This window comes from Crossiella sp. NPDC003009 (assembly GCF_053591555.1).
In genome coordinates, this window is the sequence record NZ_JBSFUA010000018.1 from 22918 (window position 1) to 37370 (window position 14453).

Genomic DNA, 14453 nt, shown 5'->3' on the forward strand with positions numbered 1-14453 from the left:
CGGGCTCCTCCTCCGGGGACGATGCCTTGTCCCCCACGGGAACCCAGCCTAGGTTGTTCCTGGCCGAACGATCGGGAGGGCGTCATGGCACTGGGGAAGAAGCGGGCCGGGATCGTCGCGATGATCAGCGCACTGGCGCTGGCGGCCAGCGCGCTACCGGCGTGGGCGTGCGATGAGGAGCAGCCGGAGTTCCAGGCGCCCTCGGCCGCCGCCGGACACGGGCACGGCAAGGGCGGCAAGGACTCCGGCGCGGTCAAGAACGTCGAGCTGGTCGGCTCGGTGCCGGGCGCCCAGGGCGCGATCGCGCTGGACTTCCTGCAGTACGGCCGCAAGGACGTGCTGCTGGTCTCCGGGCAGTTCGGCCTGAAGTCCTACGACATCAGCAAGGACCCGGCCAACCCGGTGCAGATCGGCGAGCTGGCCATGCCCGGCCTGTGGGAGACCGAGGACACCGAGGTCGACCCCAAGCGGAAGCTGGTCTTCCTGGCCAGGGACCCCAGGGCCTTCGGCGGCAACGTGCAGACCGGCAAGTCCGGGGTCTACATCGTCGACGCCAAGGACCCGGCCAAGCTGACCGTGCTCAGCTTCGTCGAGCTGCCCGCCGGGCACACCACCAGCTGCATCGAGGACTGCCGCTACCTGTGGACCGGCGGCCCGGCCAAGGCCGCGGACATGCCGGCCGACTGGGGCGGGCGGCCGGTGTGGGTCACCGACATCCGCGATCCGCGCAACCCCAAGGTCTTCCCCCAGCCCATCGACACCGGCCGCAACGACGGCAAGACCGACTACGTGCACGACGTGCAGGTCGACGCCACCGGCATCGCCTGGGCCTCCGGCCGCGGCGGCGTGCGCGGCTACCGGACCAGCGGCTGGCACTGGGATGCGGTGGTCAACAAGTTCCGCAAGGCCACGCCGTGGAACCCGGTGCCCTACGCCGGTGGCGGCATCGACGAGCTGGCCGCGGCCTCGAAGTTCATGCACAACAGCTACCGCCAGGTCGGCCGGCGCGCCGGCGACGGTGCGAACCCCTGGCACTGGGGCGGCGGGGACCTGCTGTTCACCACCGAGGAGGCGTTCAACCCCGGCTGCGCGGCCGACGGCGTGCTGGTGATCGCCTCGCTCAAGGGCTCCTACGGCGGCCAGGGCTGGCGCTCCACCACGGAGGACCCGTTCCGGCTGAACACCGTGGGCACCTGGAGCGTGGCCGGGCAGGAGGGCAGCAACCCGGACAGCGGGGACTGCTCGGCGCACTACTTCGACATCCGCGGCAACATCCTGGTGCAGTCCTTCTACGCCCAGGGCACCCGGTTCCTCGACGTCAGCGACCCCACCAACCCGACACAGGTCGGCTACTTCCGTCCGGCGGACGCCGCTTCGTGGGAACCTGCCTGGCACCGGGGACTGGTGTACGTGGCGGACAACAAGCGCGGCATCGACATCCTCAAGCTGACGAAGTAGGCACTCGACCTGGGGGAAACAATGACGATTCCCGGCCAGCCGCGCGGTATCGACCGCCGTCACCTGCTCACCGGGCTCGGCGCGCTGGGCGCCGCCGCCGTGGTGGGCGCAGGCACCCCAGCCCAGGCAACCGCAGCCCAGGCCGCTCCGGCCGCGACCACGCCGATGGACCTGCGGTTCCGGATCGCCGCGCAGTTCCGGCCGTTCGCGCTGCTGGCGCCCGGGTTCGAGCAGTACGACAGCGCGGCCCCGCCGCTGCCCAGGGCCAGCGGGGACTTCCTGGTGCGCACCGGGGTCAGCCCGCGCGCGCCGTTCGCCTCGGTGCTGGTGGAGGTCAGCGAGCTGGCCCCGCAGGCGTCGGTGGTGGCCGGGCTGGCGGCCAACTCGGCCAACCGGGTGCTGGCCCGCTACGACGCCGCCAAGGGCACGGCCAGCGTCGAGGTCACCGTGAACGGGACCACCACGGTGGTGAAGTCGGTGGCCGCGCGGCTGCGGGCGCCGTTCCGGTTCGCCTTCGTGGTCAACGAGAACGCGGTCACCGTGCTGCACGACAGCACCGGCACGGGCACCGGCTGGGCGCCGCTGGTGAGCGAGCGCGACGGGGTGTCCGCCAAGATCGACCTGCGCCGCCCGGCCACGCTGGGCACCTTCTCCTACGCCTACGGCGCGGGCGGGGACGGCGCGGTGGTGCTCGGGCGGGTGCAGGCCGGGTACTTCGGGCAGGCCGGGCTGCGAGACCTGCACGCGGTGCAGACCGCCGACGGCAAGCCGCTGGTGCGCGACGGGAAGCTCTACCTCACCGCGACCTGCGCCGGGCTCGGCTTCTTCCAACAGGCGCACTGGGGCGTGTGGACCCTGGACCTCAAGGACCCCAGCCGGATGACCCAGGTCGCGCAGCTGTACTTCAGCCGCGAGGACGGCGTCATCGTGGGCGACCACGCGGGGCAGATCGTGCTCGACGGCGACGAGTACATCGTGGCGATGAGCAGCTGGGGCGACTTCGCGTTCAAGGGCGTGCACGTCCGGCACCTGCGCACCAAGGCCAACGTGCTCGCCGGCGTGCACGTGCTGCCGGCCAAGCGGCTCACCCTGCCCACCGACGTCAGCTCCTGGGACCCGTCCATCACCAAGATCGACGGGCGCTGGCACGTCGGCTTCGTGGAGAGCCCGAGCCAGACCCCGTTCAACTTCCACCCGGCGCTGGCGGTGGCCCCGCGCGGCGCGGACTACCACGAGCGGCTCACCCTGCGCGGCCGGGACGCCGGGGTGAAGGAGTGCGAGGGCACCATCCTGCAGCGGGTCGGCGGGCAGTGGTACCTGCTGGCCAGCGACGGGATCGGGCGGCAGTACCGGGTGTACGACCTGGACGTGAACTTCCTGGGCACGCTGGACGCGCCGTACAAGACCAACATCCCGCACCCGCAGATCGTGCCGGTGGGCAGGAACTGGCTGATGGTCACCTTCGACGGGACGCAGTACGCCGAGCCGGTGCTCGGCTACGGCGGGCACGGCGACGTGATCGTGATGCGCGCCTAGGGCGCGGTCAGAAGGTGGCGGCCAGGCGGTCGTAGGCGAGGCGGAGGTGCGCCAGGAACAGCTCGGTGCTGTGCGCCGGGTCGTCCGCGCGCAGGGCGGCGACCAGGGCGCGGTGCTCGGCCGGGACCTGGGCGCGGTAGTCGGTGGTGGCACCGATGCGGCTGAGCAGGAACAGGATGATCTGCGCGCGGATGGCCGACCAGGCCTGGCGCAGCCGCTCGTGCCGGGTGGCGGCGTAGACCGCGTCGTGGAACTCCAGGTCCAGGCGCAGCATGTCGTGGTCGGTGGCGGCGGCGTGCATGCGGTCCACCACCTCCTCCAGCGCGGCCAGGTCGGCCGGGGTGGCGTGGGTGTGGAAGCGGGCCACCGCGAGGCGTTCCAGGGCCGAGCGCAGGGTGTAGAGCTCCTCGGCGTCCTCGGCGGAGAGCGTGGTGACGGTGGCGCCGCGGTGCCACTGGGTGCGGACCAGGCCCTCGCGCTCCAGCTTGGCCAGCGCCTCCCGGATCGGGCCCCGGCTGACCTCCAGGCGGGCCGCCAGTTCGACCTCGCGCAGCGGCGCGCCCGGTGGGAAGGCGCCGTCGAAGATCGCGGCGCGGATGCGGTCGGCCACCTCGTCGGCCAGGCCGCGGCGGTCGGCTGGGCGCAGCGGCGTGGTCTCGGTCACGTTGTCCTCCAGCAGCCGGGCCGTCGATTGTCTCAATGTTAACATCAAGACGTTCCCGAGTGGCCTGTCTGAGGAGTGCGCATGTCGGTGCCCCGTTTCCACCTGGCGATCCCGGTCGACGACCTGGCCGCGGCACGGCGGTTCTACGGCGAGACCCTGGGCTGTCCGCAGGGGCGGTCCTCGGACACCTGGGTGGACTGGAACTTCTACGGCCACCAGCTGGTCACCCACCTGGCGCCGCGCAACCCGGACGCGCACAACCCGGTGGACGGGCACGACGTGCCGGTGCCGCACTTCGGGCTGCTGCTGGGCACGGTGCAGTTCGACGAGCTGGCCGAGCGGCTGCGCGCGGCGGGCACCGAGTTCGTGATCGAGCCCTACCTGCGCTTCGCCGGGGAGAAGGGCGAGCAGTGGACCATGTTCCTGCGCGACCCGGCGGGCAACGCGCTGGAGTTCAAGGCCTTCGCCCACGATGACCAGGTGTTCGCGGCCTGACCGTTGGAGGGGTGGTGTGGTCAGGCCGCGAACGGGACGCGGCGCGCTGGGCCGACGGCACGACGGTCAGCGGCGCGCCACGCCTGGCTGGTCTTCGATGGCCGGGCTGACCACCGGCCCCGGTGACGGGCTGGTGCCAGGGGTGACCGTGGTCTGGCCCTGCGCAGGCACCGGCGGGTAGGTCTGGTTCGAGTCCTGCTGGATCTGCTGGGCGTGCCGCTCCTCGATCCGCTCGTTCATCTCATCGGCCATCAGCTGCTCGCGTTGGCGGGCCCTGATCCGGTTCAGGATCGCCATGGTCACCGCGTGCATGACGCCCAGCAGCAGCAACACGATGCCGAGCTTGGTGACCACGGTCTGCACGGCGCCGCCGGCGTCCACGTTCATGGTCGAGATGATCATGAACAGGCCGAGCACCACCAAGTGGAACAGCACCGCGATCAGCCGGGCCATGGACGCGGCCGCGGCCTGGTCCCGGTAGCCCTGTTGCAGGTAGGCCTTGCCGCTGCGCAGGATCAGCTGGCCGTCGATGAGCACCAGGATCACTCCGAGCACCAGGAACGCCACATACCCGTTGAGGTTCTCGTCCACCCGACTCACTTCCTCGACGTCTGGACCAGCACGTGTTGGTCTGCCTGCCGGGTACCCGGCAGGCACGCTCGGTGAAACACCGGCACCACCGGGTCACGAACGGAGCGAACTGCGTAAGGTGACGTCGTGTCTGGTCACTATTACCGGGAGGCTCCGCCGGTGCAGGCGAAACCGCGTCGCAAACGGCGCTGGGGCCGAATCACGCTCATCGTGCTGCTGGTCCTGCTCATCGGGTTCGTGGTGTTCTGGTTCTACCTCGACTCCAAGCTGAACCGGATCAACGCGCTCAAGGACTACCCCGGTCGGCCCGCGGACACACCGGGCACCAACTGGCTGGTGGTCGGCTCGGACAGCAGGGAGGGCCTCAGCGAGGAGGACCGCGAGGAGCTGGCCACCGGCGGCGCGGCGGGCAAGCGGACCGACACGATGATGCTGCTGCACATCCCCGACGGCTCCGGACCGTCCACTTTGGTCTCGCTGCCGCGTGACTCCTTTGTGGACATCCCCGGCAAGAAGAAGCAGAAGCTCAACGCGGCCTTCGCCCTCGGCGGGCCGGAGCTGCTGGTGCGCACGGTGGAGACCAGCACCGGCATCCACATCGACCACTACGCCGAGATCGGCTTCGGCGGGTTCGTGCACATCGTCGACGCGGTCGGCGGGGTGGACATGTGCATCGACAAGGCGATGAAGGACCCCAAGGCCGGACTGGACATCCAGGCGGGCTGCCAGGAGCTCGACGGCGCGCAGGCGCTGGGCTACGTGCGCACCAGGGCCACCCCGCGCGCCGACCTGGACCGCATCGCGCGGCAGCGGCAGTTCCTCTCCGCGCTGGTGGACAAGGCGACCAGCTTCGGCACCATCATCAACCCGTTCCGGTCGATCCCGTTGGCCAACAACACGGTGGAGACGCTCACCGTCAACGAGGGCGACCACCTGCACAACCTGGCCGGCCTGGCCTGGGCGATGCGCGGGGCGGCCGACGGCGGCCTGGTGACCACCACGGTGCCGCTGGGCGCCAGCCGCAGTGTCTCCGGCGTCGGCTCGGTGGTGCAGTGGGATCCGGCCAGGTCGAAGCGGTTCTTCGAGGCGCTGAAGAACGACACCCAGCTCCCCCAGGACCTGATCACCACGGGCTGACATCAACCGATCGGCTGATGCCGGTCATCCACCGCATCGACGGCCACCTGGGCGATCCGGAAACCCCGCCGCCCGCCGGAAGCTGTGTTCCGACAACGGAACGAGCGAAAGGCGGGCGGCGATGCCGGTCATCGAGGTGGCCAACCTGCACAAGCGGTACCGCGAGCACACCGCGGTGGCCGATGTGTCCTTCACCGTGGACCGCGGCGAGATCTTCGGGATCGTCGGCCCCAACGGCGCGGGCAAGACCACCACGGTCGAGTGCGTCACCGGACTGCGGGCGCGGGACGGCGGCACGGTCCGGGTGCTGGGCGAGGACCCGGCGCGCGGCGGCCTGGCGCTGCGGGCTGCCCTGGGGGTGCAGCTCCAGCAGGGCAGACTGCCGGACAAGATCACCGTGTGGGAGGCGCTGGACCTCTACGCCTCCTTCTACCCCGACCCGGCCAGTCCCGATCAGCTGATCGAGGAGTGGGGGCTGCGGGCCAAGCGGAACACCGCCTTCCGCAAGCTCTCCGGCGGGCAGCAGCAGCGGCTGCTGATCGCGCTGGCACTGGTCGGCAACCCGGAGATCGCGGTGCTGGACGAGCTGACCACCGGCCTGGACCCGCAGGCCCGCCGGGACACCTGGGAGCTGGTGGAGCGGATCAGGGCCAGGGGCGTGACGGTGTTGCTGGTGACCCACTTCATGGCCGAGGCGGAACGGCTGTGCGACCGGATCGCGGTGATCGACGCGGGCCGGGTGGTCGCGCTGGACACGCCCAGCGGGCTGGTGGCGAGCGTGCGCGCGGAGGTGCGGATCCGGTTCCGGCCCTCGGTCCCGCTGCCGCCGGGGTTGCTGGAGTCGTTGCCTGAGGTGTCCACTGTGGACGTTTCCGCGCGGGTGACCACAGTGCGGGGCACCGGGAACCTGCTCCAGGCGGTCACCGCGACCCTGGCCCGCGCCGGGATCGTCGCGGAGGACCTGCGGCTGGACCAGACCGGCCTCGACGACGCCTTCGTCGCCCTCACCACCAACCGCTGATCTTCCACAAGGGGACTTCACCATGCGTGTGTTGCGCAAGTTGTTCTTCGTCGAGCTCAAGCTGCTGTTCCGGGAGCCCGCCGCCTGGTTGCTGGTGCTGCTGCTGCCGCTGGCCCTGGTCACCACGTTCGGCCTGGTCAGCAAGCCGCGGGAGAACACCAGCTCGATCCTGACCTTCTTCCCGGCGATGGCGCTGTCCATCGGCCTCGCGCAGCTGGCGCTGACCGTGCTGCCCGCCGCGCTGGCGAACGACCGGGAGAAAGGCATACTCCGACGTATGGCCTCCACTCCGGTGCACCCGAGCAAGCTGCTGGGCGCGCAGCTCGCGGTGAGCGTGGTGATGGCGCTGGTCACGCTGGGCGGGGTGCTGCTGCTCGGCTCGGTCGTGCTCGGTTTCCCGCTGCCCAGGGAGCCGCTGGGCTTCGTGATGGCCTTCACGCTGGGCGCGGGAGCGCTGTTCGCGGTGGGGCTGTGCATCGCCGCGGTCGCGCCCAACGGGCGGGTGGCCAGTGGCATCGGGGCCGGGGTGTTCTTCGTGTCCATGGTCTTCGGCGGGGTGTTCATGCCGGCCGAGGTGATGCCGAAGGTCATGGTGGAGATCGGCACCTACCTGCCGATCGGGGCCTCCATGCAGGCGTTGCGGGCCAGCTGGGCCGGGCAGTGGCCGGAGACGCTGCCGCTGCTGGCGATGGCGGGGCTGATCGTGGTCTTCGGCGGGATCGCGGCGCGGACGTTCCGATGGGAGTGATCCCGGAGCTGCACCGTGGCCGGGCCGCGCCGAGCAGGTGGGTGCACCTGGCCTGGGTGTACGGGACGCTCGCGGTCTCCGGGTTCCTGGTGTGGGTCACCGGCGAGTGGCCTGCCGGCGGTCCCGAGCTGACCGCGGTGCTGGTGCTGCTCGCGCTGGCGGTGCTGTGGCTGCCCTGGCTGCCGGGTCTGGTGGCCAGCCGCCGGGACGGTGGGCGGCTCTGGGTCACCGCGGCGGAGATGACCGGCACCCGGCGGTGGCTGGCGATCGGCTACTTCGCCGGGATGGTGGCCATCAACGGCGGGCTGATGTCGATCAGCGCGCAGTTCGCCGCCTTCGCCTCGGTGGGGTTCCCGTTCGCCTTCCTGCTGTTCCCGCCGCGGGGTGCGATGATCGGGGTTGGGGTGACCGCGGTGGTGAACCTGGCCGCGCAGACCCGGTGGCTGACCGAGTACATCCAGCCCTACTCGGCGCTGCTGGGCCTGCTGCTGCCGCTGGCCTTCGGCGGCTGGGTGGTGGGGCGGGAGAGCGAGCGGCGGCGGGCCATGGTGACCGAGCTGACCGCGGCCAACGCGGCGCTGCGGGAGGCCATGGCGGAGAACTCGGGCCTGCACGCGCAGTTGCTGACCCAGGCCCGCGAGGCCGGGGTGCGGTTGGAGCGGCAGCGGATGGCGCGGGAGATCCACGACACCATCGCCCAGGGGCTGACCGGGATCATCACTCAGCTCAACGCGGCCGACCGGGTCGGCGGCGAGCCGGAGCGCAAGGCGCACCTGGATCGGGTGCGGGCGCTGGCCGCGGACAGCCTGGCCGAGGCCCGGCGCTCGGTGCGGGCGCTGCGGCCGGAGCCGCTGACCGAGTCACCGCTGCCGGAGGCGCTGGCCGAGCTGACCGCGAAGTGGGGCGCGGCCAACGGGATCACGCCGGAACTGGCGGTCACCGGCACGCCGGACCGGCTGGCCACCGGGGTGGAGGTGGTGCTGTTCCGGGTGGCGCAGGAGGCGCTGACCAACATCGCCAAGCACGCCAAGGCGTCCAGGGTGGGCGTGACACTGTCCTATGAGGACGATCTGGTGCTGCTGGACATCGTCGACGACGGGGTGGGCATCACGCCGTCCACCGGATGCGAGTCCACAGTGGACGGATATGGGCTGGGTGTGATGCGGCAGCGGGTGCGCGGGGTGGGTGGCGTGCTGGAGATCGAGAGCGGTCCGGGGCAGGGCACGGCGGTGGCGGCCGCGGTGCCCGTGATCCCGTTCGAGGCCAGGGAAGGCGGGGCATGAGCCGGATCCGGTTGCTGATCGTGGACGACCACCCGATCGTGCGCAACGGCCTGTCCGCGGCCTTCGGCGCGGAGCCGGACATCGAGGTGGTGGGCGAGGCGGCCAACGGCCTGGAGGCGGTGCGGCTGGCCGCCGAGGTCGAGGTGGACGTGGCGCTGATGGACCTGCGGATGCCGGAGCTGGACGGCGTGCAGGCGATCCGGCGGCTGCGCGAGCAGAGCCCCCAGGTCCGGGTGCTGGTGCTGACCACCTTCGACACCGACTCCGACGTGCTGCCCGCGATCGAGGCCGGGGCCACCGGCTACCTGCTCAAGGACGCCCCGCCGGAGGAGCTGCTCAAGGCGGTGCGGGCGGCCAGCCGCGGCGAGTCGGTGCTCGCGCCGACGGTGGCCGGGCGGCTGATCGGGCAGGTGCGCAAGCCCGCGCGGGGCGCGCTGAGCAAGCGGGAACTGGAGGTGCTCACCCTGGTCGCCGGGGGCGCCACCAACCGGGAGGCGGCGCGCAGGCTGTTCATCAGCGAGGCGAGCATCAAGACGCATCTGCTGCACATCTACGCGAAGCTGGACGTGCGGGACCGCGCGGCCGCGGTCGGCGAGGCGTACCGGCGGGGCCTGCTGTAGACCCCGCGCGGCACGTTCCTCAGTCCTCGTCGTCGGGCTTCGCGTGGTCGGCCACGCCCGGGTTCGGGTCCCGGGACAGGTCGATCAGCGGATGACGCGGCGCCCCCTCCGGCAGCGCGTGATCCGGCTTCCCCGGGTTCGGATCCCGGGACAGGTCGATCAGCGGTCGTTCGCTCGCACTCATGTTCCCTCCTCAGAAAAACTCCCTCATGGGTGCTCCGGACACGCTACCCATGGCCGGTCCACACAGGATTGTCGGTGCCGTGGCGCACAATCGCTCGTGATGCGGATCGCGGTGGTGACCAGCCCCAACGGGGAGGCCAGGCTGTGCGAGCTGTCCGAGGACGGACAGCCCGTGAGCGAGGTCACGTCCACCACTGCCCTTGCGGGCACCGTGGCCGAGCTGGAACGGGCGCACCAGCCCCGCTGGGTGCTGGCCAACAGCGCCGAGCTGTACCCGAGGCTGCTGCGCGCCGGGGTGCGGCTGACCCGCTGCCACGACCTGGAGCTGACCGAGTCACTGCTGTCCGGCCACGCCGGCCGCTGGGGCGAGCCCCGCGGACTGGCCGCGGCCTACGCGCGCCAGGCCGGTCTGCCGGTGCCGCCGGACCCACCGGTGCGGCCCAGGGACGAGCACCCGACGCTGTTCGAGACCGCGCGCACCGACCTGCCCGAGGTGGACCCACTGGACGCGGTGATCGCGGTGCACCGGGACCAGCAGGCCAGGATCGGCGCGCTGGCCCAGCCGGGCCGGTTCCGCCTGCTGGTGGCCGCGGAGTCCGCCGGTGGCCTGGCCGCGGCGGAACTGGGCCACATCGGGGTGCCGTGGCGAGCCGACATCCACGACAAGCTGCTCACTGACTTGCTGGGTCCACGCCCACCGGCCGGAGTGCCGCCGCAGCGGCTGGCCGAGCTGACCGAACGGATCATCGACGCCTTCGGCGGCCGCCGGTTCCACCCGGACTCCCCCGCCGAGGTCCTGAAAGCCTTCGCCAAGGCAGGCCATTCCCTGCCGTCCACCCGGTCCTGGGTGATCAAGGGCGTGGACCACCCGGCAGTGCCCCTGCTGCTGGAGTACAAGGAGCTGTACCGGATCTACACGGCGCACGGCTGGTCCTGGCTGTCGGCCTGGGTGCGCGACGGCCGGTTCCGCCCGGAGTGGGTGGCCGGTGGCGTGGTGTCCGGGCGATGGGCGACCAGGGGCGGCGGCGCACTGCAAATCCCCAAGACCGTGCGACGGGCCGTGGTCGCCGACCCGGGCTGGTCGCTGGTGGTGGCCGACGCCAGCCAACTGGAACCCCGGGTACTGGCCGCCCTGGCCGGTGACCAGCGCCTGGCGGCGGCGGGGGCGAGCGGTGACCTGTACACCGCCTTGGCGGAGGAGGCCTTCGGCGGCGACCGCGACCGAGCCAAGATCGGCATGCTGGGCGTGATGTACGGCCAGACCAGTGGCGGCGCAGGCGAACTGCTTGCGGCACTGCGGAAGCGCTACCCGGCGGCGATCGAGTACGTGGAGCGAGCGGCGCGGACTGGCGAACTGGGCGGGCTGGTTCGCTCGCACCTGGGGAGGACTTGTCCGCCACCGGGATCGGACTGGCAGGGCATCGTGGAGGACGCGGAGACGGAGACCGGTCAGGCGCGGCAGGCCCGGGCCCGGGGAAGGTTCACGCGGAACTTCGTGGTGCAGGCGACGGCTTCGGAGTGGGCACTGGCGTTGCTGGCGTGTTTGCGGACGTCGTTGCGGGAGCCGGCGGAACTGGTGTTCTTCCAGCATGACGAGGTGATCGTGCACTGTCCTTCGGAGCTGGCGGAGGAAGTGGCGGCGGCGGTGCAGGAGTGCGCGGAACGGGCTACGCGGTTGCTGTTCGGGGATACACCGGTGCGGTTCCCGTTGAACGCGGTGGTGGCCGACTGCTACGCCGACGCGAAGTAAGAAGAAGGCCGGGGTTGAAAACCCACAAAGCGGGCCTCTCGTCTTCTCCGTACGGCCTGGAGACCGCGCACCGCATCCCACCGAGCAGACGCTCACAGCAACCGCCGCCAACACCGATCAGCGTGACGGCGGCTGCTCGGTGGGATGTGGTTCGCTGTCGGAAGGTCGTGCGGAGAAGACGAGAGGCCCGCGAGCACGCTGGGTCTTGAGTCGGCAGCCTGCTCAACCCCGCAACCTGCTCGTCCCGGCCCTTGACTTGTCAACCCCTCCGGGGGTCTGCCCGTCCGGCGAGGACATTCTTTTGATCTTCGGGGTTACAAGCGAAGATCAAGAGCGTCCTCGCCGGACGGGCAGGAATCAAAGCATGGGGGGGAAAGTCAAAGGCAGAGACGCAAGCGGGTCTTGAGGTGCGAGGCTTTGCCGGCGGTTGCTGTGAGCGTCTGCTCGCTGGGATGTGGTGCGATGTCTCCAGGTTGACGGGCATGGGGAACCTCAAGACTTCGGACAGGTTGTGAAAATCTCAGCTGTCGTCGTGGACGTACTCCAAGTACCGCTTGGCCGAGCGCTGCACGATCTCGTGGGCGTTCTCCGGGATCGTCGAGTCCCACCAAGCCCCGTAGATGGCGTCAAAGTCCAAGTCCCGCAACAGTTCCTGGGCTCTACGGACGACTGCCGGTCGCTCCGGGATCAGGTTCGGGTAGCTGTACATGAAGGCCACGTGGCTGCGGTCCGGGATGACCTGGACGATGTCGCCGGTGAGCAGGGCGCGGTTCCAGTGCAGCACCGTGCCGCCCGCGAAGTGCACGCCCAGGTTGACCAGGGTGAGGTTGTCGGCCAAGGGTTTGCGGGTGCCGGACCACAGGTGGATGGACGGGTCTGGGCGGCCGATCCACTCGGCGTCGTGCTCGTGCAGGTGGATGGGGACGTTGAAGGCGTGGGCCCATTCGACCATGGTGGTGTAGTAGTGCGGGTGGCTGATCGCGATGGCGGACAGGCCGCCCCGGTCCTGCACGGCGGTGATGATCTCGTCGGTCAGGTAGGCGGTGCAGTCCCAGAGGATGTTGCCGGTGGGGGCCTGGACCAGCAGGGCGCGCTGGCCGATGGCGAACCTCGGTTCGGTGCCGATGCCGGTGAGGCCGGGGCCCTCCTCCTGGATGCGGGGCTTGAGCTCCGGGTTGGCGCGCAGCGCGTCGAAGTCGGTCCAGCGCTGGCCGGTCGCGGGCACGTACTGGCGCTCATCGGTGCAGATGGGACAGTCCGTGCGGGGGGCCGCGTACTGGGTGCCGCAGGTCAGGCAGAGGGGTCTGGTGCTCGGGGCCATAAGGTTTCCTCCCAGTGCGCCGGGGGCTTCTCCGGCATGCGGACACGCTAACCGGCGCGGGCAGGGAGATGGTGTGGGACGGGTCATCGCGGAGATCACCGTGTCGGTGGACGGGTTCGTCGCCGGGCCGGAGGTGAGCGCCGCGCAACCCATGGGGCTGCACGGGTTGCGGCTGCACCACTGGCTCGGGTTCGGGGACACGCCACCGGGTGAGGCGGATCTGGCGGTGGCGAGACGCATGTTCGCCAACACCGGGGCGTTTGTGCTGGGGCGGCGGCTCTTCGACGTCGGGATCGGCAAGTGGGGCGGGGACGGGGCCTGGCAGCGGCCCTGTTTTGTGCTCACCAACCGGGACCGGCCGGACCACATCCAGGGCGTCACCCGGTTCACCTTCGTCACCGACGGGGTGCGGCGGGCGGTGGACCGGGCGCGGGCGGCGGCGCAGGGACAGGACGTGGTGGTGGCCGGTGGGGCGCAGGTGATCCGGGCGGCCATGCACGCGGGGCTGGTGCAGGAGCTGCGGTTGCACGTGGCTCCGGTGCTGCTGGGGGCGGGCACGCCGCTGTTCGACCAGGGGCCGCGGCTGGAGCTGGAGCCGGTGCTGGTGGAGCACTCGCCCATGGTCACCCACGTCACCTACCGGGTGGCCGGCTAGCTCAGCAGGTAGGTGATCAAGGTCAGGCTGGCCATGGACAGCAGGGTGGTCAGCAGGATCGAGTCGCGGGCCAGCGCGCCCGCGCGGAGCTGGTACTGGCTGGCGAAGACGAAGGCGTTCTGCGCGGTGGGCAGGGCCGAGAACAGCACCGCGGCCAGCAGCGCCGGACCGTCCAGGCCCAAGGCGAAGCGGCCGATGAGGAAGCACACCAGGGGTTGCAGCACGATCTTGAGCACGACCACCACCAGCACCTCGCTGCGGCGGGGCAGGTCGGCGGACTCGGCGCGGCCGAACAGGGACATGCCCAGCACCAGCAGGGCCAGTGGCACGCCCGCGCCGCCGAGCAGGTCCAGCGGCTGGGCGAGCAGCGGCGGCAGTTTCCAGCCCAGGGCGGCGATGGCCAGGCCGCCCGCGGCGCCCAGGATCACCGGGTTGCGGACCGGGAGCAGCAGGACCCGGCGGATCGCGCCGTAGCGGCCGCCGCCACCGGCGTTGAGGTCGGTGTCGATCAGGGTCAGCACCGTGGGCATGACCACCAGCAGCTGGAACATCAGCGCGGCCACCACAAAGCTCGGGTCGCCGAGCACGGTGATGGCCACCGGGATGCCCAGGTTGGCCGCGTTCACATAGGCCGAGGACATGCCGCCGATGGCCTGGTCGGCCAGCCTGCGGCGGAACAGCCAGCGGCTGGCGGCCAGGCCGAGCGCGCCGACCAGCACCGTGCTCGCGGCGAACGCCAGGATCGAGCCGCTGGCCAGGCCGTCCAGGGAGACCCGGCTCAGCGTGGTGAACAGCACCGCCGGCATCGCCAGGTAGAAGACCACCCTGGTCAGCGCGCGCTCGGCGGCCAGGCCGAACAGGTTGGTGCGCCGCACCAGGTAGCCCACCCCGGTCAGCGCCCAGATCGGCACAAAACCAGCGACAACGGTGGGCACCCGGTGAAGCTAACCCGGAGCGCGCCGGTGTGGCGGCGGTTGAGACCCAGTCAACA

Annotated in this window: 15 protein-coding genes; 10 read left to right on the plus strand and 5 right to left on the minus strand. The window is 71.1% G+C overall.

Annotated features, from left to right (window positions below; translation table 11 throughout):
* Nucleotides 1-84: 84 nt before the first annotated feature.
* The gene (locus tag ACWDY5_RS20235; protein WP_449723731.1) at nucleotides 85-1458 is read left to right on the plus strand and encodes an LVIVD repeat-containing protein; all 1374 of its coding nucleotides are present in this window, start codon (nucleotides 85-87) and stop codon (nucleotides 1456-1458) included.
* 21 nt (nucleotides 1459-1479) lie between these two features.
* On the plus strand, nucleotides 1480-2994 hold the full coding sequence (locus ACWDY5_RS20240) for a hypothetical protein (RefSeq protein WP_449723732.1): 1515 nt from the start codon (nucleotides 1480-1482) through the stop codon (nucleotides 2992-2994).
* Between the two features lie 7 nt (nucleotides 2995-3001).
* Here the strand turns inward: ACWDY5_RS20240 and ACWDY5_RS20245 are convergent, their stop codons facing one another.
* The gene (locus ACWDY5_RS20245) at nucleotides 3002-3694 is read right to left on the minus strand and encodes a GntR family transcriptional regulator (RefSeq protein WP_449723733.1); all 693 of its coding nucleotides are present in this window, start codon (nucleotides 3692-3694) and stop codon (nucleotides 3002-3004) included.
* A 45-nt stretch (nucleotides 3695-3739) separates the two neighbouring features.
* Here ACWDY5_RS20245 and ACWDY5_RS20250 point away from each other — a divergent pair, with 45 nt between their 5' ends.
* Nucleotides 3740-4153: a VOC family protein gene (locus ACWDY5_RS20250; protein WP_252486604.1), complete on the plus strand. Its 414-nt coding sequence runs from the start codon at nucleotides 3740-3742 to the stop codon at nucleotides 4151-4153.
* A 66-nt stretch (nucleotides 4154-4219) separates the two neighbouring features.
* On the opposite strand, the gene ACWDY5_RS20255 is transcribed toward ACWDY5_RS20250, so the two are convergent.
* Nucleotides 4220-4744 (minus strand): hypothetical protein, encoded by a 525-nt coding sequence (locus tag ACWDY5_RS20255; RefSeq protein WP_449723734.1) that lies wholly within the window; start codon nucleotides 4742-4744, stop codon nucleotides 4220-4222.
* 126 nt (nucleotides 4745-4870) lie between these two features.
* On the opposite strand from ACWDY5_RS20255, the gene ACWDY5_RS20260 reads away from it, so the two are divergent.
* The 5 genes from ACWDY5_RS20260 to ACWDY5_RS20280 all read left to right on the plus strand — a co-directional run bounded on the left by ACWDY5_RS20260 (nucleotide 4871) and on the right by ACWDY5_RS20280 (nucleotide 9553).
* Entirely contained in the window at nucleotides 4871-5881 is a 1011-nt protein-coding gene (locus ACWDY5_RS20260) for an LCP family protein (RefSeq protein WP_449723735.1), read from the plus strand.
* 121 nt (nucleotides 5882-6002) lie between these two features.
* Entirely contained in the window at nucleotides 6003-6902 is a 900-nt protein-coding gene (locus tag ACWDY5_RS20265; RefSeq protein ID WP_449723736.1) for an ABC transporter ATP-binding protein, read from the plus strand.
* 22 nt (nucleotides 6903-6924) lie between these two features.
* Nucleotides 6925-7650, plus strand: a complete 726-nt coding sequence (locus tag ACWDY5_RS20270; protein ID WP_449723737.1) for an ABC transporter permease — start codon at nucleotides 6925-6927, stop codon at nucleotides 7648-7650.
* Nucleotides 7641-8933 (plus strand): sensor histidine kinase, encoded by a 1293-nt coding sequence (locus tag ACWDY5_RS20275; protein WP_449723738.1) that lies wholly within the window; start codon nucleotides 7641-7643, stop codon nucleotides 8931-8933. Before ACWDY5_RS20270 ends, ACWDY5_RS20275 begins: the two co-directional genes overlap by 10 nt.
* Nucleotides 8930-9553 carry a response regulator gene (locus ACWDY5_RS20280; RefSeq protein ID WP_449723739.1) on the plus strand — a complete coding sequence of 208 codons (624 nt, stop codon included), beginning with the start codon at nucleotides 8930-8932 and terminating at the stop codon, nucleotides 9551-9553. Before ACWDY5_RS20275 ends, ACWDY5_RS20280 begins: the two co-directional genes overlap by 4 nt.
* Before the next feature lie 19 nt (nucleotides 9554-9572).
* Here ACWDY5_RS20280 and ACWDY5_RS20285 read toward each other — a convergent pair whose 3' ends face one another.
* Nucleotides 9573-9737, minus strand: a complete 165-nt coding sequence (locus ACWDY5_RS20285) for a hypothetical protein (RefSeq protein WP_252486611.1) — start codon at nucleotides 9735-9737, stop codon at nucleotides 9573-9575.
* A gap of 99 nt (nucleotides 9738-9836) precedes the next feature.
* On the opposite strand from ACWDY5_RS20285, the gene ACWDY5_RS20290 reads away from it, so the two are divergent.
* The gene (locus tag ACWDY5_RS20290; protein ID WP_449723740.1) at nucleotides 9837-11486 is read left to right on the plus strand and encodes a bifunctional 3'-5' exonuclease/DNA polymerase; all 1650 of its coding nucleotides are present in this window, start codon (nucleotides 9837-9839) and stop codon (nucleotides 11484-11486) included.
* Nucleotides 11487-12006: 520 nt separating this feature from the next.
* Here ACWDY5_RS20290 and ACWDY5_RS20295 read toward each other — a convergent pair.
* Nucleotides 12007-12807, minus strand: coding sequence for an MBL fold metallo-hydrolase (locus tag ACWDY5_RS20295; RefSeq protein WP_449723741.1), 801 nt, complete (start codon nucleotides 12805-12807; stop codon nucleotides 12007-12009).
* 73 nt (nucleotides 12808-12880) lie between these two features.
* On the opposite strand from ACWDY5_RS20295, the gene ACWDY5_RS20300 reads away from it, so the two are divergent.
* Nucleotides 12881-13462 carry a dihydrofolate reductase family protein gene (locus ACWDY5_RS20300; protein ID WP_449723742.1) on the plus strand — a complete coding sequence of 194 codons (582 nt, stop codon included), beginning with the start codon at nucleotides 12881-12883 and terminating at the stop codon, nucleotides 13460-13462.
* On the opposite strand, the gene ACWDY5_RS20305 is transcribed toward ACWDY5_RS20300, so the two are convergent.
* Entirely contained in the window at nucleotides 13459-14397 is a 939-nt protein-coding gene (locus ACWDY5_RS20305) for an AEC family transporter (RefSeq protein WP_449723743.1), read from the minus strand. The genes ACWDY5_RS20300 and ACWDY5_RS20305 overlap by 4 nt on opposite strands.
* Nucleotides 14398-14453: the final 56 nt, after the last annotated feature.

Coding starts and splice junctions, on each gene's coding strand:
- ACWDY5_RS20235 (WP_449723731.1), top strand. CDS start 85: ATGGCACTGGGGAAGAAGCGGGCCGGGATCGTCGCGATGATCAGCGCA.
- ACWDY5_RS20240 (WP_449723732.1), top strand. CDS start 1,480: ATGACGATTCCCGGCCAGCCGCGCGGTATCGACCGCCGTCACCTGCTC.
- ACWDY5_RS20250 (WP_252486604.1), top strand. CDS start 3,740: ATGTCGGTGCCCCGTTTCCACCTGGCGATCCCGGTCGACGACCTGGCC.
- ACWDY5_RS20265 (WP_449723736.1), top strand. CDS start 6,003: ATGCCGGTCATCGAGGTGGCCAACCTGCACAAGCGGTACCGCGAGCAC.
- ACWDY5_RS20270 (WP_449723737.1), top strand. CDS start 6,925: ATGCGTGTGTTGCGCAAGTTGTTCTTCGTCGAGCTCAAGCTGCTGTTC.
- ACWDY5_RS20275 (WP_449723738.1), top strand. CDS start 7,641: ATGGGAGTGATCCCGGAGCTGCACCGTGGCCGGGCCGCGCCGAGCAGG.
- ACWDY5_RS20280 (WP_449723739.1), top strand. CDS start 8,930: ATGAGCCGGATCCGGTTGCTGATCGTGGACGACCACCCGATCGTGCGC.
- ACWDY5_RS20285 (WP_252486611.1), bottom strand. CDS start 9,737: ATGAGTGCGAGCGAACGACCGCTGATCGACCTGTCCCGGGATCCGAAC.
- ACWDY5_RS20290 (WP_449723740.1), top strand. CDS start 9,837: ATGCGGATCGCGGTGGTGACCAGCCCCAACGGGGAGGCCAGGCTGTGC.
- ACWDY5_RS20295 (WP_449723741.1), bottom strand. CDS start 12,807: ATGGCCCCGAGCACCAGACCCCTCTGCCTGACCTGCGGCACCCAGTAC.